The organism is Streptomyces sp. NPDC057302 (genome assembly GCF_042667685.1).
In the GTDB taxonomy this organism is placed as follows: domain Bacteria; phylum Actinomycetota; class Actinomycetes; order Streptomycetales; family Streptomycetaceae; genus Streptomyces.
Map to the genome: position 1 here is coordinate 37,728 of NZ_JBHUZJ010000040.1, position 22,551 is coordinate 60,278.

The 22,551-nt window shown below is 73.2% G+C and carries 13 protein-coding genes; 5 read left to right on the forward strand and 8 right to left on the reverse strand.

Annotation, left to right across the window (positions count from 1 at the left end):
• Positions 1-18 precede the first annotated feature (18 nt).
• From ACFUPX_RS25725 to ACFUPX_RS25750, 6 genes are all read right to left on the reverse strand, one after another.
• Complete coding sequence (locus ACFUPX_RS25725; RefSeq protein WP_383327125.1) at positions 19-2,559, reverse strand: FtsX-like permease family protein; 2,541 nt, start codon at positions 2,557-2,559, stop codon at positions 19-21.
• The gene (locus ACFUPX_RS25730) at positions 2,556-3,335 is read right to left on the reverse strand and encodes an ABC transporter ATP-binding protein (protein ID WP_383327127.1); all 780 of its coding nucleotides are present in this window, start codon (positions 3,333-3,335) and stop codon (positions 2,556-2,558) included. The genes ACFUPX_RS25725 and ACFUPX_RS25730 overlap by 4 nt, the downstream gene beginning before the upstream one ends.
• A 303-nt stretch (positions 3,336-3,638) precedes the next feature.
• A complete protein-coding gene (gene galE / locus ACFUPX_RS25735) occupies positions 3,639-4,622 on the reverse strand; it encodes a UDP-glucose 4-epimerase GalE (protein ID WP_383327130.1) in 984 nt (327 codons plus the stop codon).
• A 76-nt stretch (positions 4,623-4,698) separates the two neighbouring features.
• Positions 4,699-6,363, reverse strand: a complete 1,665-nt coding sequence (locus ACFUPX_RS25740; protein ID WP_383327133.1) for a glycosyltransferase family 2 protein — start codon at positions 6,361-6,363, stop codon at positions 4,699-4,701.
• 35 nt (positions 6,364-6,398) lie between these two features.
• The gene (locus tag ACFUPX_RS25745; RefSeq protein WP_383327136.1) at positions 6,399-8,039 is read right to left on the reverse strand and encodes a hypothetical protein; all 1,641 of its coding nucleotides are present in this window, start codon (positions 8,037-8,039) and stop codon (positions 6,399-6,401) included.
• A complete protein-coding gene (locus ACFUPX_RS25750; protein ID WP_383327139.1) occupies positions 8,036-11,572 on the reverse strand; it encodes a CDP-glycerol glycerophosphotransferase family protein in 3,537 nt (1,178 codons plus the stop codon). The genes ACFUPX_RS25745 and ACFUPX_RS25750 overlap by 4 nt, the downstream gene beginning before the upstream one ends.
• Positions 11,573-11,742: 170 nt before the next feature.
• Between ACFUPX_RS25750 and ACFUPX_RS25755 the strand changes: the two genes are divergently transcribed.
• On the forward strand, positions 11,743-13,842 hold the full coding sequence (locus ACFUPX_RS25755; RefSeq protein WP_383327142.1) for a CDP-glycerol glycerophosphotransferase family protein: 2,100 nt from the start codon (positions 11,743-11,745) through the stop codon (positions 13,840-13,842).
• Here ACFUPX_RS25755 and ACFUPX_RS25760 read toward each other — a convergent pair.
• Together ACFUPX_RS25760 and ACFUPX_RS25765 are read right to left on the reverse strand one after the other, a co-directional pair.
• Positions 13,824-16,652 (reverse strand): stealth conserved region 3 domain-containing protein, encoded by a 2,829-nt coding sequence (locus ACFUPX_RS25760; RefSeq protein ID WP_383327145.1) that lies wholly within the window; start codon positions 16,650-16,652, stop codon positions 13,824-13,826. The two genes, ACFUPX_RS25755 and ACFUPX_RS25760, sit on opposite strands and share 19 nt — an antisense overlap.
• A complete protein-coding gene (locus tag ACFUPX_RS25765) occupies positions 16,649-17,680 on the reverse strand; it encodes a hypothetical protein (protein ID WP_383327148.1) in 1,032 nt (343 codons plus the stop codon). Before ACFUPX_RS25765 ends, ACFUPX_RS25760 begins: the two co-directional genes overlap by 4 nt.
• 132 nt (positions 17,681-17,812) lie before the next feature.
• Here ACFUPX_RS25765 and ACFUPX_RS25770 point away from each other — a divergent pair, with 132 nt between their 5' ends.
• The 4 genes from ACFUPX_RS25770 to ACFUPX_RS25785 all read left to right on the forward strand — a co-directional run bounded on the left by ACFUPX_RS25770 (position 17,813) and on the right by ACFUPX_RS25785 (position 22,427).
• A complete protein-coding gene (locus ACFUPX_RS25770) occupies positions 17,813-19,564 on the forward strand; it encodes a hypothetical protein (RefSeq protein WP_383327150.1) in 1,752 nt (583 codons plus the stop codon).
• Complete coding sequence (locus tag ACFUPX_RS25775) at positions 19,561-20,733, forward strand: acyltransferase family protein (protein ID WP_383327152.1); 1,173 nt, start codon at positions 19,561-19,563, stop codon at positions 20,731-20,733. The genes ACFUPX_RS25770 and ACFUPX_RS25775 overlap by 4 nt, the downstream gene beginning before the upstream one ends.
• Positions 20,734-20,803: 70 nt before the next feature.
• Positions 20,804-21,544, forward strand: a complete 741-nt coding sequence (locus ACFUPX_RS25780; protein WP_383327154.1) for a class I SAM-dependent methyltransferase — start codon at positions 20,804-20,806, stop codon at positions 21,542-21,544.
• 55 nt (positions 21,545-21,599) lie between these two features.
• Positions 21,600-22,427 (forward strand): TylF/MycF/NovP-related O-methyltransferase, encoded by an 828-nt coding sequence (locus tag ACFUPX_RS25785; RefSeq protein ID WP_383327157.1) that lies wholly within the window; start codon positions 21,600-21,602, stop codon positions 22,425-22,427.
• The last annotated feature ends 124 nt before the right edge of the window (positions 22,428-22,551 follow it).

A 22,551-nucleotide genomic window follows, 5' to 3' on the forward strand; every position in this document is an offset into this window, starting at 1 on the left:
GGCGGGGCTGTTCTGCGGTCATGGGTGGTGGGGCTGTGTGGGGTAGCGGCCCCGCAGCGCCCGCCGGGCCGGGGGGAACGTGCCCGCGGCGGACGTCGCTGCGACCGTCAGGGCTGTCAAGGCCGCCTGCGCAGGGGGGACGTAGGGGAGGGAACGCGTTGTCGCCGCGCTGAAGGCGAGGAGGGGGATCAGGGCCACCGCCACGCCCACGGCGAGCCCCACCACCGCCGAGGCCGCCGCCTCAAGGCCCAGCATTCGGCGCAGTTGGCCACGCCCCGCTCCGGCGAGGCGCAGGAGGGCGAGCTCGGGGCGCCGGCCGATGGTGATCAGGCACAGCGTGCTGAGGGTGGCGATGACCGTGAAGCCGCCGATCGCGGTGACCGCCGCCACGGTCACCACCTCACCCAGCGCCTGGTCCTCCGGTTCGAGCCGCTCGGGCGCGGGGTCCGTCACCACCTTCGCCCCGGAGGCGGCCGACCGCAGGGCGTCGGCGGTGGTGCCGTCCGCGGTGATCAGGATCCGGCCCGCCGAAGCGGTGTGGCGCAGCAGTTGTCTCTCGGCGAAGAGGAAGCCGCCCAGCGCCAGTTCGCGGTCGTACGTCGCCACCACCCTGAGGCGGGCCTCGACCCCGTCCCCGAACCGCAGCGTCACCGTCGAGCCGAGGTGTGCGTCCAGGGAGCGGGCCTGGTCCCGGCCCACCGCCACCGTGCCGGGGCGCAGTTCGTCGATGTCGCCCTCCCGGACGCCAGGGTCCAGCGTCCTGGCCAGGCCGCCGGGGGTGACGCCGAGCGCGGGGAGGCGGTCGAGGCGGGGTGAGCCCGTCTCCCTGCGTGCCAGGACCACCGTGCTCCGCGTGACGCCCGTCGCGGCCCGTACGCCGGGTACGTCCCGGATCCGTTCCAGCGTGCCCTCGGGCAGCCCGCCCGCCGCCGTCACCGCGAAGTCCGCCCGTCCCGCGTCCCGCGCCTGGGCGTCGGCTGTGTGCGTCATCGTCGCGCCCGCGGAGAGCTGGACCAGGACGAACGCCGTCACGAGGATGGTGGGCGTGATCGCCGCCCCCAACCGGCGTGCGGCAGTGGTGCAGTTGGCCGCCGCCAGGTGGCCTGCCGCGCCGCCGAACCGCCGCATCGGCGCCCCGAGGAACCGCATCGCGCCCTCGGCGATCCACGGGCCGAGCAGCGCGCAGCCGATGACGAGGACCACCGCTGCCGCACCGGCGGCCGCCGCCGCGGCCTCCCCGCGCTGGAGGGTGGCGGTGCCTGCCGAACTCACGCCGATGAACAGCAGCACCAGGCCGGTGATCTGGCGCCCCCTGCCGGGCGCCGCCTCGCGCAGTGCCTCGGCGGGGCGCACCTTCGCCGTCCTCACGCACGCGATCAGTGCGGCCAGGCGTGCGGCGAGGAGGGTCAGGCCCGCGGTGAGGAGGGGGGTGGGCAACAGCCAGAGTGGGAGGGGGAGTTCGAGGCCCGGGGGCAGCGCGTCGTGGGCTTCGAGCAGTGCGCGCAGTCCGAAGAAGGCCGGGATCGCCGCCACCGCGCCCATGAGCGCCGCCGCCGTCGCGACCCGGCCGACCTCACGTCCCACCGCGCCCCGCAGCTGGCGTGGCGTCGCGCCGACCGCCCGCAACAGGGCTGTTTCGCGGGAGCGTTGCTGCAGTGCCTGCACGATCGTCGACGACACGACGAGCAGCGCGATGAGTACGACGGTGCCCGCCACGGAGCCGAGCAGCGCGAGCATGCCCGCGCGGGCGGGAGCGACGCGGAGGAACTCGGGGCCGCCGCGCCCGTCCCCCGTCAGGACGCGGAGGCCGGCGCGGTCTCCGCCCGCCCGGTGGCCCACGCTCCTGAGGCCCGCGGCGTCCAGGGCGTGCCGCACGCGCGCGTGGAGGGCCGACGTGCTCGTGCCGGGGGCGGCGGTGACGCCTATGGCCGTCATCGACCCGGGGTGAGCGGCCAGGCGGCGGGCCTCGGGGGAGGTGAAGTAGACGGCGGCCGGCGGGCCTTCGGCGACCCCGGCCACCTTGTACGTGATGTCGGTGCCGGATGCGCGGACGGTGATCCGGTCGCCTACGCGGGTCGCCGTCGTTCCCTCGCCCACGACGACCTCGCGATCGTGCTTCGGGGGTCCTCCGTCTCGTAGGACATGAGGGGCCAACCGGGCGGCTTTCCAGGGGCGTCCGGTCGCTTCCTCTCCCCGTACGCCCACCGGGAAGACCTCGTCGGCGATCGCCGCGCGGACCCCGGGGACCTCGCGCACGGCCTTGAGCGCGGCCCACGGGACCCGGACGTGTTCGGTGAGGCCTGCCGTCGCCGTCTCGGGGTCGCTGCCCCACGGCTTGGCCGCGAAACGGGTGCTCTGGTCGCCGGTGACGACGAGGTCGGCCGCTGCGTAGCGCTCCACGCGCGCGTGCCCGAGTCCGGCCGACGCGAGCGCCAGGCCGAAGGAGCCGAGGAGGAGGGAGGTGAGGGCCAGCGCGGCGAAGACCGCTGACCAGGCCTTGCGGTGCGTGCGGGCGGCGCGTGAGGCGAGGAGGCGCGTTACGGGCGGGTTCTTCTTCATGGCGTCGGACGCCCCAAGTCCCGCATGATCGCGTGCACTTGGGCGCTGTCCGGCTGGAGGAGCCGGGTGACGGCCTGGCCCCGCGCGAGGAAGAGCGCATCGTCCGCCCAGGCCGCGGCGGCCGGGTCGTGGGTCACCATCACCACGGTGTGGCCGTCCTGGTCGACGGCCTGACGCAGGAGAGCGAGCACGCCGTGCGCGGTGACGGGGTCGAGGGCGCCGGTGGGCTCGTCGGCGAAGACGACCTCCGGGCGGGTGACGAGGGCGCGGGCGATGGCGACGCGCTGCTGCTGCCCGCCGGAGAGTTCGGTGGGGCGGTCGTCGCCCCGGCCGCCGAGCCCGACCTCGGCGAGGCCGAGCGAGACACGGCCGTCGTCGGGTTCGCCGCCCAGGAGCAGCGGCAGGGCGACGTTCTCGGCGACGCTGAGCGAGGGCACGAGATTGTGCGCCTGGAAGACGAAGCCGACGCGCTCGCGCCGCAGCCGGGTGAGGGCCGCCTCTTTGAGGGAGCCGATGTCCACGCCCCCGATGCGGACCGTTCCCGCGGTGGGCCTGTCGAGCCCTGCGGCGCACTGCAGCAGGGTGGACTTGCCGGATCCCGACGGCCCCATCACGGCGAGGAAGCGGCCCCGGGGGAGGGTGAGTTGGAGGGGTTCGAGCGCGGCGGGGCCACCGCGCCGGTAGGTCCGGGTCACCCCGTCGAGGGAAAGTGCTTCGGCCCCGCCCGACGGGCCCGTCTCCAGGGTTCCCACCGCGGAACCTTGCCGCCTGAACATCGTTGCCAGCTCCCTTTCCGGTGACCGCCGCTGCTGCCTGGAACGCTAGGCAGCCGGGGCCGGAGGGACGAGAGAGCACGGTCCCGGAGGGAGGGTGTAGCTGGCTCCACCAGGGCTCGGAGCTGAGTTCTGGTGGGTCCCGGGTTCTGCCGGTGCGGGGCTCCGCCGCCGTCCGCTCAGTACCCCGCGGTGAACCGCCGCTGCACGAACCGCGGCAGCTCCGCCTCGTCGAGCAGTGCCACCGCCGCGTCCTCCATGGAGATGCGGCTGCTGCCCGCCGCGTCCAGGACCGGCTGACACGGCCTAGCCGCGGGCCGCCTCCGGATGCAGCCGCACCCAGCCCGCCCACGCCGACGTCACCATCTCGCGCACGTCCCGCTTGGCCGACCAGCCGAGTTCGGCGGCGGTGCGGTCCGCCGATGCCACCACCCGGGCCGGGTCGCCGGGGCGGCGCGGTGCCACGGTGGGGGGCAGGTCGTACCCCGTGACCTCGTTGATCAGGGTGGCCATCTCCAGGACCGAGACGCCTTCGCCGCGGCCGATGTTGAGCGTCAGGTCGGTGCCGCGCGGCGCCGTGGCCAGCTTGCGGGCCGTCGCCACATGGGCCTCCGCGAGGTCCGTCACGTGGATGTAGTCACGTACGCAGGTGCCGTCCGGCGTGGGGTAGTCCGCGCCGAAGACGCGCGGGGCCTCGCCCGCCGTGAGCTTCTCGAAGACCATCGGGACCAGGTTGTAGACGCCCGTGTCGGCCAGCTCGGGGCTCGAAGCGCCCGCAACGTTGAAGTACCGCAGCGACGCCGTCGACAGGCCGTGCGCCCGGCCCGTCGCGCGGACCAGCCACTCGCCCGCCAGCTTCGTCTCGCCGTACGGACTCATCGGGAGGCAGGGGGTCTCCTCCGTCACCAGGTCGACGTCCGGCATGCCGTACACCGCCGCCGACGAGGAGAGGACGAAGGAGGCGACACCTGCTTCCGTCACCGCCGCGAGCAGGACCCGAAGGCCCTCCACGTTCTCGTGGTAGTAGCGAAGGGGCTGCTCGACCGACTCGCCCACCTGCTTCTTCGCCGCCAGGTGCACGACGCCCGTGATCGCGTGCTCCGTCAGCGTGCGGGAAAGCAGGTCCGCGTCCAGCGTCGAACCGGTCACCAGCGGCACGCCCTCGGGGACGCGCTCGGCGATGCCCGTGGACAGGTCGTCGTAGACCACGGCCCGCTCGCCCGCCTCCGTCATGGCGCGGACCACGTGTGCCCCGATGTAGCCGGCGCCGCCGGTGATCAGCCAGGTCATCGTCAGTGAGCCTTCCCTGTCGCCTGTGTCGCGTGTGTCGCTGCGCAGTCTCGCAGAGCCCCGCGTACGGACGGCGTCAGCGCCCGCCGCCGCCCACCCACCGCGCGAGCCGCCTGCGCACCACCCCCGCCACGCCCCGCATCCCCGGCGCGAGGCGCACGGCCAGGTTGCCCGCCTGCGTCGCGTACGGCTGGGCGAGCAGCAGCCCCCGGCGCGAGGGCAGCGCCGTGCGCCGCAGCAAACCGGGGCCCGGCACCGCACGCGCCGTCGTCTCGCGCGTGGTCCCGTCGCCGAAGTGCAGCCGCAGCCGCAGGTCCCATACGCCGCCGCCGAGCGAGCCCAGGTCGAGGAGGACCTCCGTCAGCCAGACGTCCGCGCTCTCCCCCTCCGCGGGCTCGAACGCCGCCGTGCGGCGCAGCACCGGGCCCTCGCCGCTCCTGGGCGCGAGCTCCACGTCGACCGTCGTGGGCCCCGCATCCGCCACCCGCCCGTACAGCTCGTGCAGCCGCAGCGTCAGGCGGCTGCGGTGCGCGCGGGGGCGCAGCTCGGCGTCCACCGCGAGGGGCAGGAGGCGGACGGGGCGTACGAGGAGGTGCTCCAGGGTCACCTGGGGGAGGTCCGTGGACCAGAGGGGCGTGGCGCCGTCGGGTGAGCGCGCGTACGGGGGCGACAGGCGCGCGGGGCGGGCCGCCACCTCCTGGAGGCGGGGCAGGTCGCGCGGCTCGGGGGAGGCGAGGAGCACGCGGGCGATGATCCTGCCGGGCGCGGGCGCCGCGTCCAGGTCGGCCGTGTCGAAGGTCGCGAGGTACGCGCGCGTGGCCGTCCACCACTCCTGGCGGTACTCCGGGCTCCGCGCGGTGAGCTCACGCGCGTACATCCGCAGGCTGTGGTCGATGAACTTGGCCCGGGACGCCTGGGCGAGCCGCTTGCCCGCCGTCCCCGTGACGCTGTGCGCCTCCCGGAGGATCTCCACCGCCTGGCGGTGGGCCTCCATGCGGGCCTGCCAGTTGCCGATGCCCGAGCGGTCCAGGGAGATCGACAGCTTGGCCGCGGTGCGCCGCACGTTCCACACGTAGACGGGGTCCGTGATCAGCGCGATGCGCGGGCCCGCCGCGAGGACGCGGGCCGTGAAGACGAAGTCCTCGTACGTGAAGCGGCCCTCGGGGAAGCGGATCGCGTGCTTGCGCAGGAAATCGGTGCGGTAGAGCTTGTTGACGCACAGGGTGTCGTGGACCAGGCGGGTACGCAGCTCGGGGCGGGCGATGAGCCGGGCCTTCCGGTAGAGCATGGGCTGCCAGGGCGTCTCGCGCCCGGAGGGCAGCTCGCGGCGTACGCAGAGTCCGGTGACCACCTCGGCGTCGTGCCGGGCCGCGGCCTTGAGGAGGGCGTCCACCGCGCCGGGCGGCAGCACGTCGTCGCTGTCGAGGAACATCACGTACGCGGACGTCGTGGCCTCGATCCCGTCGTTGCGGGGAGTGCCGCAGCCCCCGCTGTTGGCGGCCCGGCGGATGGGCGTGACGCGCGGGTCCTCCTGGGCCAGCGCCGCGAGCAGCTCGCCGCTGCCGTCCGTCGAGCAGTCGTCGACGGCGATCACCTCGCGGACGGCGGGGCCCTGGGCGAGCGCCGAGCGCACCGCGTCCGCGACGTGCGCGGCGTCGTTGTAGCCGATCACGACGACGCAGACCTGCGGCGAGGTGGGCAGCGGGGGCGACGGGGGCGAGAGAGACAGAGAGGGGTCCACGGGGGAAATTTTAGAGGTTGCTAGTAATTATCCGATTAGGGGGTCTTCGAGTGATTCGTGTTCCCGTCGTTCGCCCCGCTGATCGCCTTGCCGTTCTCCTTGGCGTTCGCCTTGCCGTTCTCCCTGGCGCTCCCGCCGCCGACCCGTGCGAGCACTTCCCCCGTACGCGGCCCCCACGCCACCACCACCGCCTCCTTGGGCACCCGCTGGTCGGGCGAGAGCAGCAGCCAGCGCACGTCATAGCGGCGGACGATCCGGGCGCGCTCGGCGCGGGTCGAATCGGGGGAGAGGTAGTCGCGCACCTTCTGGAGCCGGTGGTTGCGCGTGTCCTCGGCGAGTGAGGCGTCCGGCCAGGCGGGGGCGACGAGGTTGGCGCCGTACGCGGGGACGGAGCGGGTGGGGTAGTAGCCGTTGGTGAGGACCACGTCGCCCTCGTGCATCCGGCTCACCGCCCAGCCGTAGCCGGGCCAGCGCGGCGGCTGGTCGAAGCCCACCGGATCCAGGGCGCGCGGCACGACGGCGCCCGCCTGGAGCGTGCAGAAGCCGATGGCCGCCCCGGTGGCCGCCACGCCCCCCAGGGCCATGCGCCACCGGCGCCAGGGCCGGGGCGCGGCCAGCTCGATCGCGAGGGCGAACTGGAGCGGGACGAGGGTGAGGCCCAGGATGCGCCCGTAGGTGTAGTGGCCGCTGAGCCAGCCGTAGGCGACGACCGCGCAGTCCAGGGCGAACATCAGGACCAGGGGATCGCGGCGGTTCTTGTGGAAGCGCAGGGCGAGCGCGGGCAGGCCGAGCAGGGCGAGCCAGAACCGCTGCGGCATCTCGGTGTAGAGCTGCCGGTGGATCCAGTCCACGCTCGCGTCGCCGACGAGGGAGAAGACGGAGTAGTAGGGCCAGCTCGCCGCGATCACGGCCGCCGTCACGGCGGTCACCCCCCACTTCCCCAGTGTGGCGAAGGAGCGGAGGAAGGGGCGGGGGGCCGAGGCCGCGAACGCCACCACGCCGATCACCGCCGCCACCGACGAGATCGGGTGGACGAGCAGGATCACCCCGCAGAGCGCGCCGAGACCCGCGTACGCCAGGGGGCCCCGAGGTACCTTCGCGAGCGAGCCCGCCCAGCTCCACGCCCAGAACGCCAGGCCGATCGCGAACGTCGAGGGGTACCCGAGGTTCCCCGTCATCGACATCAGGCCGAGGTAGCCGCTCCACCACGCCATCCGGGTGCCCCAGAGCACCACCATCGCGAACAGGGCGAGCACCGGCGCCCATTGACGGGGCGTCAGGACTTTGACGAACCGCCCGAGCCCGGTGAGCAGCACGAGCAGGTTCAGCGGCCCCGCCAGCTTCACGACCTCCCAGCCCGCGAGCCCCGTCGCCCGCGCGAAGACGCCCTGGGCCACCGCGTACGGCGAGTAGTAGGGGCTGCCCGCGCCCGGCAGGTCCGCCATCGGGTGGCGCGGGTGCAGGAGGTCGGTCTTGAGCCGCTCGATCACCGCCGCGTGCTGCCCGAAGTCGCAGCACATCGGCACCCGCCAGAAGGCGAGGGACATGACGATCCAGAAGAGCCCGCCGAACACGACGTACGGGCTCGGCCGCCACCGCTTGCGCCCGTGCAGGGCCGTCGCGCCGTGGACCTCGCGGCGCGTGAGGAGTCCGGCTCCCCGCGTGGCCATGCTCATCGCATGAGCCTCTCCGCGACACGGGCCGACGCCCGCCCGTCGTCCAGGTCGCAGTAGGCCTCGCGGAACGCCGCGTACGCCTCCGCGTGCCGGGCCGTGATGGAGTCCAGGTCGCGCAGCGCCTCGACGACCTCGCCGGTGGAGGCGAGCAGCGGCCCCGGTGCACTGGTCTCGAAGTCGAGGTAGAAGCCGCGGACCGTGTCGCGGTAGTGCTCCAGGTCGTAGGCGTGGAAGAGCATCGGGCGCCCGGTGTGCGCGAAGTCGAACATCAGGGAGGAGTAGTCCGTCACCAACACGTCCGAGATCAGCAGGAGTTCGGCCGTGCGGGGGTGGGAGGACACATCGCGTACGAAGGGTGCGTGGGCCCCGGGAAGCCGGCCCGCCGTCAGCGGGTGCTTGCGCACGAGCAGGACGTGGTCCTCGCCGAGCACGTCCTGGGCCGCGCCGAAGTCGAGCGCGGGTTCGTAGCGGAAGCGGCCGGGGGCGTAGGCGAGGTGGTCCCGGTAGGTCGGTGCGTACAGGATGATCCGCTTGTCCGGGGCGATGCCCAGATCGCGGCGCACGCGTTCGGCGACCTTGCCGCGGTCCTCGGAGAACAGGACGTCGTTGCGGGGCGAGCCCGCTTCCATGACCTCGCCCTCGTAGGCGAGCGCGCGCCCCAGGTGGGGCGTCGAGAAGCGGTTCGGGGAGACGAGCACGTCCCACTGGCGCGAGAGCTTGGGCAGGACGTCGAGGTGGACGTGGTCGGCGTAGAGGGTGTCGGTGAGGTCGGTGCCGATGCGCTTGAGGGGCGCGCCGTTCCAGGTCTGTACGACGGTCTGCCCGTCCCGGCGCTCGAAGAAGTCGGGGAGGTGGTCCGCGGTGACGATGCGCCGGCAGCGGGCGAGCGCCTCGTACCAGGCGGTGCTGTGCTCCTCGACGCCCTTCGCCCCCGCGGGCACCCGCGTCTGCTGGTCCCGCGTCACCCACAGGTGCTCGACGTCCGCGCCGCGCCGCATCAGCTCCTCGTGGACCGCGCGCGGCGAGTCTCCGTCGAAGTAGAGCACCGCGTCCCGCAGCGGCTGCGTGCGCTGGCGCGGATAGTGCGCGGTACGCAGCCGGTGCCGCCGGTAGGCCCCGCGCTCGCCCCGTTCGAGCACGGACCCGGCCTCGACCAGCAGCCGGTCACCGAACCGCCGGTCGACCGTGAACTCCCGCCCCGCCACGGCCTGATGGAGCGGAAAGGCCGCGGACACGGAGGCGAGCAGCCGCACGGGCATGCCGTCCTCCCGGTGGGAGTCGCACGGGCCGTCGCCCGCCTTCACGCGCCCGCCCATCACCGTGCCCCGCCCCGAACGCCCCTGCCCGGCTTCGTCCGCCTCCCGCAGGAACGCGTACCAGCGCCCCTCCCGCAGCGCCCCGCCGCCGGGAGCCACCACCCCCCGGAAGCGCCCGGCGGAACGTTCCACCGGTACGGTCACTTCCTCGTCCCTGCCGCTGTGCCTGAGCACCAGTTCCGCCGTGGCCCAGCTCGCGTCGGAGATCGTGCCCTCGATCGTCAGCGTGCCGTCCGTGCTCCACGCCACGCGGTCGGCGATCGGCTGCCGGGTCAGCTCGATGACCAGCTGGCCCTGGTCGTTGGCCGACGCGCACAGTTCGCGGCCCGCCTCGCGGGAGGCGTAGCGGCCGGGGGGCAGGTCCAGGGCCGCCGCAAGGGACTTCAGCTTGCCGTCGGGCAGGACCAGGTTGGCCTGCCAGCGGTCGCCGTGCGGGGGCTCGACCTCCTTGGGGGCCAGGTGCGGGGTCGGTGCGATGTCCTCCAGGTCCGCGAGGCGCACGCGTACGTCGAAGCGGTCGTCACCGGAGAGGGCCACGGGGTAGTCGAACTCCGCCGACGAGTGCTTGTGCGTCAGGCGCAGGGCCGTCGGGCGCAGGTGGCTGGGCAGATGGCCGCTCAGGACCATGTCGCCGCCGTCGCGGTGATGGGCGTCCACCCGCGCCACGTAGTCCTGGATCCGCAGCACCAGGCGGCCCTTGCTGAAGCCGAGGACCAGGCGCAGCCCGTCGCCCAGTTCGCGTACGACGGACTGCGCGGCCGAACCGTCCAGGGGGCGGACCGCGGCCCGGCGCACCGAACCGTGGCCCGCGACGACCACGCCGAGCAGCCAGTTGCCGGGGCGCCACCGGCCGCCCGTCTTCAGCTGCTCGGGGTCGACGGTGAGCTCGAACCCGGAGAGGTCGTAGCAGTGCAGCTGCTGCCGGGAGTTCTCGGTGGCCTGCGGGGCGGCCACCGTCCGGGTCGCCACCTTCCTCAACTGGGCCTTGCTGCGGGTCGACTTGAGGACGGCCGCCTTGATGGAGTGCCCGGGGCGCGTCGCCTCCAGATTGCGCACGTACGCGTACCCGCTGATCCGCAGCAGTCCGTCCGCCCCCCAGCCGGCCTCCCGCACCCGGGCGATGACCGGCAGTTCGCCGCGCCCCAGCCGGGCCAGCTCCTGCGGCACCCGGATCTGACCCCCCGAGCTGCGCGGATAGGCGGCGCTGCGCCGCACCACCCCGCGCACCCGGAAGGCGTGCTTGTTGCGCTGCTCGAAGGTAAGCAGGTCGATCAGATCGGCGGTGCGCCCCTCCCGTACGAGATGCCACTTCACGCGCAGCGACACCGGAAGCCCGGCGACGACCCCCGGGTCCGCGCGGCGCAGGAACGCGGCGGCGCCCTTCATGAACGTGGCGCGGTACTCGGGCCCGCCCATCGGCAGGCCCTCCAGGAAGTACACGAAGTCGTCGCGCAGGCAGGACGTGTCGTACGTCCCCCGCATCTCGGGCGCGTGCTCGGCGAGGAAGGCGCTGACGTGCGCGCAGGCCGCGATCCGGTCGCGCACGCCCTTGACGTCCGTGCGCCGCCGGGTGATCGAACCCTCGCGCACCCGCCAGTAGTAGACGTGGTCGCTGAGCACGTCCACGGAGCCCGCGAGGAAGTGCGCGGGGATCATCACGGGCGTGTCCTCGTAGAGCTTGCCCTCGGGGAAGGTGAAGCCGTGGCGGTCCCAGAAGGCGCGCCGGAAGACCTTGTTCCAGGCGACGCGGTCGGCGAGCAGCTCCAGGTCACGGCTGATGTGCGTGCGCGAGCGCGGTTCGGTGAGCCACTTGTACTGCCAGGCCTGCTGGCGTCCGCGTTCGTTCAGGCGCCAGACGTTGCCGCTCGCGAAATCGGATCCGGTCGAGTCCAGGCTCGCGGTCATCCGCGCGTACGCGTCGTGCGGGACGACGTCGTCGCTGTCGACGAAGGTCAGGTACTCGGCGGTCGGGGTCGCGTGCCGCACCCCGGTGTTGCGGGCCGCGCTGAGTCCCGCGTTCGGCTGGCGCACATAGACGAATCGTGGATCCTTCGCCGCGAACTCACGTGCGATCCGCGGGCTGCCGTCCGTCGAGCCGTCGTCGACGAGCACGGCCTCCAGGTCGGCCATGGTCTGCCCGGCGATCGACTCCAGGCACTCCTCCAGAAACTCTTCGACGTTGTAGATGGGCACGACGACGCTGAGACGGGGCTGCACGAAGACCGGCCTTTCGTACGCTCCCAGTCATGGGAGTGAGGAGTAATCATGGGAGTACGGGCTTATTCATCCCTTTTGCCCGTTCCGGTCAATTTCTTTGCCTTGCTTCATCCCAATGAGTGATGCGCGGTCTTCGACAGGGCGTGTCCGGCTGACTACCGTCGGTGTCCATGTCGCGCTTCTCGGTTGTCGTCCCCGCCCATCGCGTCCAGGGCTACCTGAGGGAATGCCTGGACTCCGTACTCGCCCAGAGCTGCGCCGATCTGGAACTGATCGTCGTGGACGACGCGTCGCCGGACGCGTCCGCCGCAATCGCCGCGGAGTGTGCGGAGCGTGACGCGCGCGTGCAACTCGTCCGCGTCCCGGCGCACGCGGGCACAGGACCCGCCCGCAACATCGGCGCGGACCGCGCCACCGGCAGCTACCTCCTCTTCCTCGACGGCGACGACCTGCTCCAGCCGGGCGCCCTCGAATCGATCGCCGAAGCCCTCGACGAGGCCGGCGACCCGGACGTCCTGCTCTTCGGCCACGACCGCGTCGACTGGTGGGAGAGCGTGCGCGCGGGCGGCGACGACCTGGCGGGGGACCCCCTCGCCGTCACCGTCGCCGCCTGGAACCGCGTCTTCCGTCGCGACTTCTGGCACGAGCGCCGACTGGCGTTCAGCGACGGCCCCTACGAGGACGTGGTGCCGGTGCGGCGCGCGGCCCTGGCCCCCGGCGCACGCACCGCCGTCCTGGACAAGGCCTGCGTCCGCTGGCGCGAGCGGCGCGGCGGCAGCTTCGCCAAGACGCCGGGCCAAGAGCACTTCGCCGTCATCGGGCGCTACGAGGAGCTGCTCGCCGCCGCCGACCCCGCCGACCGCGCCCGGCTCGTCCCGCACGCCGCCGCGCATCTGCTCGCCGTGCTCGACGACCCCGGCCGCGTCGCACCGCGCGACCGGCGCGACTTCTTCCGCGGGGCGGCCCGTCTCTACCGGACCTACGGACCGGCGGACGCGGCGTCGACCTCGGGGCAGAAGGCCCTGGCCACCGCCTCGTACTCGGCCTACGAAGCGCAGCGCAAGAGCCGTTCCCGCAGGAAGGGCGTCACCCGCAGGCTCAAGGACCAGAAGAAGAAGCTGCGCGCCCGCGCCATGCGCCTGGCCTACCGCGCCGACCTGCGCCGCCCCCTGGACCCCCACCTCGCGGTCTACGGCGCGTACTGGAACCGCGGGATCTCCTGCAACCCGGCCGCCATCCACGCCAAGGCCCGCGAACTCGCCCCGCACATCAGGGGCGTATGGGTGGTCTCATCCCGGCACAAGCACCGCGTGCCCGCCGGGGTCGAGTACGTCGTCGAGGGCTCGCGGCGCTACTGGCAGACGATGGCCAGGGCGACGTACCTGATCAACAACTCCAGCTTCCCCGGCGGCTTCACCAAGCGCCCCGGCCAGGTCTACCTCCAGACCCACCACGGGACGCCCCTGAAGAAGATGGGCCTCGACCAGCGCCGCTACCCCGCCGGCACGCACGGCATCAGCTTCCAGAAGGTCCTCGACCACACCGACCAGTGGGACTTCAGCCTCTCCGCGAACCCGCACTCCACGGAGGTCTGGGAGCGGGTCTACCCCTCGACGGCGTACCAGGCCCTGGAAGCGGGCTACCCGCGCAACGACGTCTACTTCACGGCCGGGGACGGCGAGATCACCCGCGTCCGCGAGGAGCTGGGCATCGCCGACGGCCGCACGGTCCTGCTCTACGCGCCCACCCACCGCGACTACCAGAAGGGCTTTCTGCCCCGCGTGGACCTGGAGCGTTTCGTGCGCTCGCTCGGCCCCTCGTACGTCGTGCTCGTGCGCGCCCACTACTTCTACGGCGCCGACGCGGGCCTGCGGGCCCACCCGCAGCTCGTCGACGTCACCGGGCACGCGCGCGTGGAGGACCTCTGCCTGGCCGCCGACGCCCTCGTCACGGACTACTCGTCGCTGATGTTCGACTACGCCTGCCTGGACCGCCCGATCGTGACGTACGCCCCCGACTGGCAGGCCTACCGCCTGGCCCGCGGCACCTACTTCGACCTGCTCTCCGGACGCGCGGGCGAGACGCCGGGAGCCGTCGCCACCACCGAGGAGGAGCTCGCCGAGGTCTTCCGCAGCGGCGCGTGGGACACGGCCGACGCGGCACGGCTGCGCAAGGCGTTCCGGGCGCGGTTCTGCCCCTACGACGACGGAAGCGCGGCCGACCGGGTCGTGCGGCGGCTGTTCCTCGAAGGTCAGACGCCCCGCTCGTAGGGCGAGCGGACCGGGAAGTAGGCCGCGAGGAACGAGCGGATGGCCAGCGCCATCTCCTCGTCGGCGAGGTCGCTGTCCGGGGACTCGCCGATGCAGAAGGCCGTCTTGTTGCGGCCCTGGAGCAGCTGGCCGAGCCGGGCGTGGTCGGCGCGGCTCCCGATGTCCACGAAGTCGTACGCGATGCCCGCGGGGACGGCGCGCCCGGTGAGGTACGCGTAGTGGTGGTGCAGGGACGACACCAGGGAGAGGTCGCTGTTCGAGCGGAAACGGCTGCGGGCGGTGGCTTCGAGCTCGTCGGGGAACCGCTCGGTGAGTTCGGCAAGGACGCTGCGGTGCAGGGCGTAGGGCGCGTGGAAGAAGCTGTGCGTCGTGGTCCTGCCGAACTCCCGCTCCAGCAGGCCCCGGTTGTTCTTCGCGGCGGCCAGATAGCCCTCGTCGTCCGGTGCGACGGGCAGCGCGGGCACGGACGCCGAGGACCAGAAGAAGCGGGAGGTACCGGAGCTGAGGAAGAACGTTTCCGGGGTGGTGGGGCGGCCCAGGAACATGTCGTCGTTCAGGTAGAGGAAGTGCTCCGAGAGGCCTTCGATGCGGTGCAGCTGGCTCTCGATGGAGTGGGAGTTGAAGGTGGGCAGCGCGGTGTCCGGGTCGGCGAAGAGATCGCGGTGGTCGACGACCGTGACGCCCGGGTGGTCGGTGTTGAGCCAGGCGGGCGTCTGGCCCGCCGTGACGAGGTAGATGTGCCGGATCCAGGGCGCGTACATCGCGAGTGAGCGCATCGAGTAGCGCAGCTCGTCGCGGTTGCGGAAGCGGACGGCACCGTGGTCGGGCGAGGCCTCGTCGGCGGGGGCGCCCAGGGCCGCCTTGCGGCGGGCGTGCCACTCGGGGTCGGAGTCGTCGACCCAGGTGTAGACCGCGTCGACGGGGAAGTCCACGTCACCGATGAGGACCTGGGCGAAGACGTCGAGCGTCGGATACGTGCGGTCCGCGACGCGTAGGGTCGCGGTGGGGGAGAGGGAGGGCAGCTCGGAACCGGCGAGGGTGGTGCCGAAGGGTGCCCGCCGGGCATCGGTCGCTCCGTCCGGGACCCGTGGCCAGAACGCCACCGTGCAGGACTGGCCGACGCCGTGCCGCAGCGAGAGCGTCGTCGTGGTCACCGGCTTGAAGAGCTTGATGCCCGCGACCTCGCCGATGCCGTCGAGGCGCTCGGCGAGCACGACTCCGGGGGCGGCGTCCCGCGGGTGGATCAGCTCGGCGTAGACGGGCTGCCCGTGCAGGGACTCGGCGAGCGCCTTGAGCGCGCCGTCGCGCTCGTCGTCGGCCACGGCCAGGGTGTGCGTGGTGCCCGACGTGCGGACCAGGATGTAGGGGATGTCCTCCGACTCCAGGGCGGTGGCCGTGAGTTCGAGGTTCCAGTCGGTCATGTCGGGCGCGAGGACGTCGTCGCGGCGCTCGGCGAGCCGGCCCACCGAGCGGATGACGAGGCCGCTGGTGTCGGCGGCGAGGATCTCCTCCTCGCGGGCGTGCTCGTCGGCGCCGGGCGCCGCGTCCAGGGTGTACGGCGTGGTCGGGCGGAAGCCGGTCCCGCCGGAGGCGACACCGAGCGCCACCCGGTCCGCGCGGTCGTCGAGCCGCTCGGGGGCGTCGCGCCTGGCCAGGAGCCGGGAGTACAGCTCCTGCCAGCGGGCGGTGACGTCGGTGGAGGAGAAGCGGGCGTAGACACCTTCGCGGGCCGCGTGGGCATAGCCGCGCCTGGTCTCCGGGTCACCCATCAACTCGCTCATGGCAGCCGCCAGTTCATGGATCTCGCCGGGCGGTACGAGCAGTCCGTCGACGCGGTGCCTGACGATCTCGGCGGGCCCGGTCAGGACGTCGTACGCCACCACGGGCACCCCCGCGGCGAGCGCTTCGAGCAGCACGAGCGGGAACGCCTCGTTGTGCCCGGCGGTCATCAGGGTGAGCCCCGCCTTGGCCCACTCGGCGGCCATGTCCTGGCAGGGGCCCAGGAGTTCGACGCGGTCCTGGAGACCGAAGCCGTCGACCAGGCGGCGCAGGGACTGCTCGCGGTGGCCGCCGCCGAAGACGCGCAGGGTCCAGTCCGGATAGGCGTCGGCGACCTCGGCGAAGGCGCGCACGGCGTGGTCGACGCGCTTCTCGCCGGTGAGGCGCGCGGCCATGACGATGACCTTGCTCTCGCCGTCGGCGCGCGGCCGGAAGCCGTCGGGCACGGCGTTCGGGATGACCGCGAGCTCGGGGGCGGTGGCGCCGAGGGACTCCGCGATCCAGTCCCGGGTGCGCTCGGTGAGGGTGACCAGGGCGTCAAGGCGCGGCGCGTGCAGGAGCAGCGGTTCGCCGGAGGGGCCGCGGCGCTGGGTGGGGCGGTGCTCCTGGTGCACGGTGACGACCCTGGCCGGGACGAGCCCGACGGCGGCGGCCATCAGGGCGGGCGTCGTGGTGACCAGGACGTCGGTGTCCAGGGTGGTCAGGGCGGCGGTCATCTCGACGTCGGAGAGCCGGTCGAAGGCGGACTCCCAGGAGGGCTTGATCAGTTCGCTGGGCAGCGCGGCCAGGGTGCGGCAGGCGGACTCGTCCAGGCGCGAGGCACGCACCGGGCGCTCGGGCGAGGCCGTGCGGTCGACGAGATAGCGCACGGGGAGGCTGCGGGCCTCGGGGAAGAAGGGCTCGGGGCGGGTGCGGAAGACGGAGATGACCTCGACGTCGTGCCGGTCCGCGAGGTGCTGGGCCTGGGTGTAGGTGGCCAGCTCGGTGCCGCCCATCTCGTCGCCCCAGCCGAGGAGGTACGTGATCTTCATGAGGTCTCCTTCGAGATGTCCCAGCACGTCAGGGCGAAGGCGCCGGTCTTGGTGAAGTGGGCGTGGGCGCGGACCAGGGCGCCGCCCGGCAGGGCGAAGACACGGAAGGGCGTGGGGCAGGCGGCGGCGGGGTCGCGCACGTCCCGGAGCCAGCGCCCCAGGGGGAGCGAGACGCCGTGGCGCTCCGCCTCCACGTGGAAGTCCCACACCCACTGCCCGGGGCTCGCCCCCGCCATCTCCCCGAGGGGCAGCCGGAAGCTGAACTCGGCCCCCGAGAACACCGACCCGACGGGCACGGTGACCCCGTCGCGCCGCCGCACGGCCTTCGCCCGCCACCGCCGCCGGCCGCCCGCCATGACGAGCCGCCCGTGCACGGTGATGCCGTCGCCGCCGGGCACGAAGCGCACGAGTTCGGCGCGGGGCCTGGACCGCGTCACCTGGAGGACCGCGCGCCCGCTGCGGCACCGGACGACGCGGATCAGCGTGCCGGTGCGGGGGTCGGGGGCGTGCGGGAGGGTGGGCGTGGGCGGCAGTTCGGTGTCCCCGTCGATGCCGATGCCACGCCGCAGGACGCGTCCGCGGGCGTCGGCGGTGACGACCGTGAGCCGCCAGACTCCCTCGCCGAGGCGCGGGCGGTCGGGGGTGTTCTCTCCGGCGGGCGTGTCGCGAGCGTCGCGCAACGTGGCGGTCCCGGCGAGCAGCAGGCCGCCGTGGGCGTGCTGTTCGAAGGCGAGCGGGATCCGGAAGCGGCGGTGGCCGCGCGAGACGACCAGATGGGCGCGCTCGACCTGCTCGTCGGGGAGGGCGGCGACGGCGACGTTGAGCGTACGGCTGTCCCGGAGCGACAGATGCACGGGAGCCAGGAGCGCGTGCGCCTGCGCCCCTCCGTCGGCCCGGCCCGCTCCGAGCCGAACCGCCCCGGCCACGCCCGCCCCGACCCGCCCCGCGGCGACCCGTTCCGCGCGAAAGCGGGTGGACCTGGCGGTGGCGACGAGCCGCCGCGCGGCGGGCGGCAGTGCCGGGGTCATGGCGTGAACCCAATGTGGTGCATTGGGCCACTTTGCCCGTAGTTCGCGCCGATGCGGGGTGGGGCCGCGTACGGGTCACCCGCGTGGCGGACGGAGCGTGACCCAGGGCGATATGTGTAGGTTAGTCCCTTAATGATCAGTCCTCTCGCGCAGTTCCAGCGCCGTAAGGAACCATCCGCACCACCGGCCGAAGTCCCCTCTCCGGCCCGCCCACCGGGCGTCATGACCCTGTGCCGCCGCTGGGCCGACCCCGCGGCCGTGGCCCTCGCCACCGTCCTGATCGCCTGGCGGGCGAGCACGCTCGGCCAGTGGATCGTCGACGACGCCGCCATCACCTTCGCCTACGCCCGCAGCGTCGACGAGGGCCTCGGCCCCGTGCAGCAGCCGGGCGCCGACCCCGTCGAGGGCTACTCCAACCCCTCCTGGCTCGCCCTGCTCGTCGTCGGCCGCAGGCTCGGCCTCTTCGACCGCGGCACGCTGCTCGGCGTCAGCGACCTGGTGCTCTACCCCAAGGCCCTGGCGCTGCTCTGCACCGCGGGCGTCCTGGCCTGCGTGGCGGCGGCGGCCCGGTCCCTCCTGCCGGGGCGGGCCTGGGCGGTGACGCTGCTGACCGGCGCACTCCTCGCCGCGAACCTGTCGTACGTGGCGTGGTCCTTCTCGGGCCTGGAGAACCCGCTGTACGCGCTGGCCGCCGCGGCGACCGGAGCGCTGCTCGTCCGGGCAGCCGTGCGCGGCGCCCTGCCCCGGCCCGCCGTCGCCGCGAGCGCCGGGGCCCTCGCCCTGCTCGCCGCGCTGACCCGCCCCGACGGCGCGCTGCTCGCTGCGGCCCACCCCGTGACCGTGCTCCTGTTCCTGATCGTGGGCGGGAGGCGCCGCAGCGATCTCATGCGGGCCGCGCGGGCGGTGGCGCTGAGCTGCGGCACGTTCGCCCTGCCGTACGCGGCGTTCCTGCTGTGGCGCCGGGCGGCCTTCGGGCTCTGGGTGCCCAACACCGCGGTGGCCAAGGCCCAGAAGCCCCCGGGGCTCGCCCAACTCTCCTCCCCGGGCGAGCTGTTGGCGTACGGCGGCTGGGCCCTCGCCCTGGTCGCAGCGGCCGGCGCGGGCGCCGTGCTCGCCCGCCCTGGCCCGGCCCGCAGAGCCCTGGCCGCGCTGCTCGTCCCGCTGGCCCTGACCCTCTTCGCGTACGGCGTGCTCGGCCGTGACTGGATGGCCCTGTACCGCTTCGCGACCCCGGTGTGGGTGCTCGCCGCGACGGCGCTCGCCCTGGCCGCGGCCTCCCTCTGGCAGGCACGGCGCCCCCGGGCACGCGCCCTGGCCGGCTGCGCCCTCGCGGGCGCCCTGCTGCTCTCGGTCACCGGACAGGCCGCGCAGGACCGCAGGTTCGTCCAGCACCCGACCCTGTCCATGTGCTTCGTGGCCGAGCGCTACGGCCACACCTTCAACGCGTACGCCCGCTACCTCGGCCTGCGTCACGCCACCGTCGCCCTGCCCGACCTGGGCGGCACCCTGCTCACCTCACGCCTTCGCGTCGTGGACGTCGCCGGGCTCACCGACCGCCGCGTCGCCGACGCCTACGCGGCCGCCGACCAGCAGGCCCTGCGCGACTACGTACTGAACGAGGTGCGCCCCGAACTGCTCCACGTGCACGCGGCCTGGACGAACAGGACGGGCCTGACCCCGCCCCGCCTGGCGGCCGCCGGATACGTCCCCCTCTACCGCGAGGGCAACGGCGGCGACTACGTGCGCGCCGCCGCCGTACGCGACCCGGCCCGGATCGCCGCACTGAGCGAGCGCGTGCGGCCCACCCTGGACGACATGGTCGCCGAGATGCGCCCGGCAGGCTGCGGCCCCAGGCTGCGCGCGGGAGAGGGGTCCCCGGCATGACGACGGCTCTGCCGCGCCAGACGCGCACCCGCCCCGAACTCCCCGCCGCGGCCGATCCAGCCTCGCGCGTCGACTCCCTCACCGGGATGCGCTTCCTCGCCGCCCTCGCGGTGTTCGTGCACCACTTCACCGGTGTCAGCGCGCACGGCGGCGTCGCCCACGCGCCGCTGCTCTTCCCGTACTCGATGCTCGGCGCGACCGGCGTGGACTTCTTCTTCGTGCTCTCCGGCTTCCTGCTCACCTGGGGGCACCGGCCAGGCGCCCGCGCCCGGCTCTTCTACTGGCGCCGGTTCGGCCGCATCTGGCCCGCCCACCTGGTCGCGACCATCCCCTGCATCTGGGTCTTCTACCTCTGGGGCGGTGTGCCGACGGACGCCTTCAGCTTCGTCGCCTCGCTGTTCCTCGTGCAGACGTGGTTCCCCGGCGTCACCCCGATGTTCCCCGGCAACGGCGTCGCCTGGACCCTCAGCGTCGAGGCCTTCTTCTACCTCCTCTTCCCGCTCGCCATCCGCTGCGCCCTGCGGACGCGCGCCCGCACCCTGGTCCTGCTCGCCGTCGGCGGTCTCGTGGCGATGTGGGCCCTCAACTGGTGGACCGCCACCCATCTCTCCCCCTTCGCCAGCGAATGGGTCATGCGGCACCCGGTGACCCGGCTGCCCGAGTTCGGCATCGGCATGGCGTGCGCCCTGGCCCTGCGCCGCGGACACCGGATCCCCCTCGACCCGTCGGTGCTGTTCGCCTGCTTCGTCGCGTACGCGGTCGTCCACAGCAACCGCCTGACCCTGTTCGGGCCGTACGCGGCCGGACAGCTCACCTGGGCCCTGAGGTCGGTGGCCGCCCTCTTCGCCGTCCTGTTCATCGTCGCGTACGTCCAGCGCGAGCTGACCGGACGCCGGGGCTGGCTCTGCTCGCGCCCGATGGTGCTGCTCGGGCTCTGGTCGTACGCCTTCTATCTGCTGCACCAGACCCTCAACCGGCTGATCATCGACACCTGGGGCCGCCCCCGCCCGTCCGACTACGCGGTGTTCACGCTCCTGGGCGTCGCGGTCGCCGTCGTCGGCCTTTCCTGGGCGCTGTTCACCTACGTCGAGGAACCGGCCCGCAAGTGGTGCGCCCGGCACACCCCGCGCGGCTGGAGCGGTAAGAGCGCGTCGGCAGAAGCCACTTGACGACGTGACCCTTTGTGCCGATACACGTTGAACGCGAGCAACACGCAGAAGAGCCCTTTTGGAGGAGATCGTGCACCAGTCCGCGTACGAACAGATGGAACTCTGTGTGGAGCAGTACATGCCCCCGGGCAAGCGCCACCGGGTGGTCGACCTCGGAGCCCGGGTCTCCGACGGGCAGACCCGCACCCACAAGGCCCTGCTCGAAGGGCGCGACACGGAGTACGTGGGCGTGGACGTGCTGGACGGGCGCAACGTCGACGCGGTGATGACGAAGCCGTACCGCATCCCCGTGAAGTCCCGCAGCGCCGACTTCGTCATCTCCGGCCAGGCGTTCGAGCACATCCCGTTCTTCTGGGCGACGATGCTGGAGATCGCCCGCGTCCTGAAGCCGCAGGGCATCGCCTTCGTGACGGCTCCCTCGCGCGGCCATGTGCACGACGCGCAGGACTGCTGGCGCTACTACCCCGACGGGTTCCGCGCCCTGGCCGCGTACAGCAGGCTCGAACTGCGCGAGGCGTACACGGACTTCCCGCCCATGAAGGGCATCCGCCACGCCTACGGAAGCATCGACGCCAAGAGCGCCTACTGGGGCGACTCTGTCGGCGTGTTCCAGCGGCCCAAGAACTACCCGGGCCTCACCATGGCGTTCGTGCGCTCCACGACCACGTGGTGGGCGAACAGGATCGGCGGGGTCGACGGCGTACCGCTGCCCGAGCCCGTCGAGGGCCGCGCCCTGTGCGGCAGGCCGAAGGTGGTGGCGCCGCGCTCGGTGGACGAGCAGCCCGTACCGGCACCAAGTGACGCCAAATGAAACTATGTTGACGAAGCGTGACATTACGGACGAGTTGCGCGTACTGTCCGCTCCCATGGCATGGCGACGCGCTGTGAATGGCGCACTGAAGCAACTGACCGGATACCAGCTGACGCGCAAACCGGTGCCGGCCCAGCGCGCGGCGGCGGCCCCCGTGCCGAAGCCCGCTGCCCCGGCACCGAAGCCGAAGCCCAAGCCGAAGGCCCCGAGCCTCCCCGCCGACTACGACGACGAGGCGAAGGACATCATCCGTGCGGTGAAGCCGTACACGATGACCTCTCCCGAACGGCTGAACGCCTTCATCCTGGCGACCCGGCACGTCGTGCGGCACGGCATCCCCGGCGACATCGTCGAGTGCGGTGTGTGGCGCGGCGGTTCGATGCAGGCCTGCGCCAAGGCGCTGCTCGCCGCCGGGGAGACCGAGCGCGACCTGTACCTCTTCGACACCTACGAGGGCATGACCCCGCCCACCGAGGAGGACCTGCGCCGGGACGGCAAGTCCGCCGAGGAACTGCTCAAGCTCCAGGGCAAGGACCGCCCGATCTGGGCGGTCGCCTCCCTCGACGACGTCAAGTCGGGCTTCGAGAAGGTGCCCTACCCCAAGGAGCGCGTGCACTACGTCCAGGGCAAGGTCGAGGACACCGTCCCCGAGCGGGCGCCGGAGCAGATCTCCATCCTGCGCCTGGACACCGACTGGTACGCCTCCACCAAGCACGAACTGGAGCACCTGTACGGGCGGTTGGTCAGCGGCGGCGTCCTGCTCATCGACGACTACGGCTACTGGCAGGGCTCGCGCCAGGCCGTCGACGAGTTCATGGACAAGACGGGCGAGCGGCTGCTGCTCCTGCGCATGGACGAGGGCCGCATCGCCGTGAAGCCCTGACCCGCCGACCCGCTGTCCTGCCCCGGTGGCGCGCGTCCGATCCGACCAACTGAACACGGCAGGAACGTGAGCGGGCCCTGTGTCCGGCAGCCCGGTGCTGCCGCGCCCAGGGCCCTCTCGCGCG

Coding starts and splice junctions, on each gene's coding strand:
- ACFUPX_RS25745 (WP_383327136.1), bottom strand. CDS start 8,039: ATGAGCATGGCCACGCGGGGAGCCGGACTCCTCACGCGCCGCGAGGTC.
- ACFUPX_RS25725 (WP_383327125.1), bottom strand. CDS start 2,559: ATGAAGAAGAACCCGCCCGTAACGCGCCTCCTCGCCTCACGCGCCGCC.
- galE (WP_383327130.1), bottom strand. CDS start 4,622: ATGACCTGGCTGATCACCGGCGGCGCCGGCTACATCGGGGCACACGTG.
- ACFUPX_RS25730 (WP_383327127.1), bottom strand. CDS start 3,335: ATGTTCAGGCGGCAAGGTTCCGCGGTGGGAACCCTGGAGACGGGCCCG.
- ACFUPX_RS25770 (WP_383327150.1), top strand. CDS start 17,813: ATGATCAGTCCTCTCGCGCAGTTCCAGCGCCGTAAGGAACCATCCGCA.
- ACFUPX_RS25760 (WP_383327145.1), bottom strand. CDS start 16,652: ATGAAGATCACGTACCTCCTCGGCTGGGGCGACGAGATGGGCGGCACC.
- ACFUPX_RS25765 (WP_383327148.1), bottom strand. CDS start 17,680: ATGACCCCGGCACTGCCGCCCGCCGCGCGGCGGCTCGTCGCCACCGCC.
- ACFUPX_RS25785 (WP_383327157.1), top strand. CDS start 21,600: ATGGCATGGCGACGCGCTGTGAATGGCGCACTGAAGCAACTGACCGGA.
- ACFUPX_RS25775 (WP_383327152.1), top strand. CDS start 19,561: ATGACGACGGCTCTGCCGCGCCAGACGCGCACCCGCCCCGAACTCCCC.
- ACFUPX_RS25755 (WP_383327142.1), top strand. CDS start 11,743: ATGTCGCGCTTCTCGGTTGTCGTCCCCGCCCATCGCGTCCAGGGCTAC.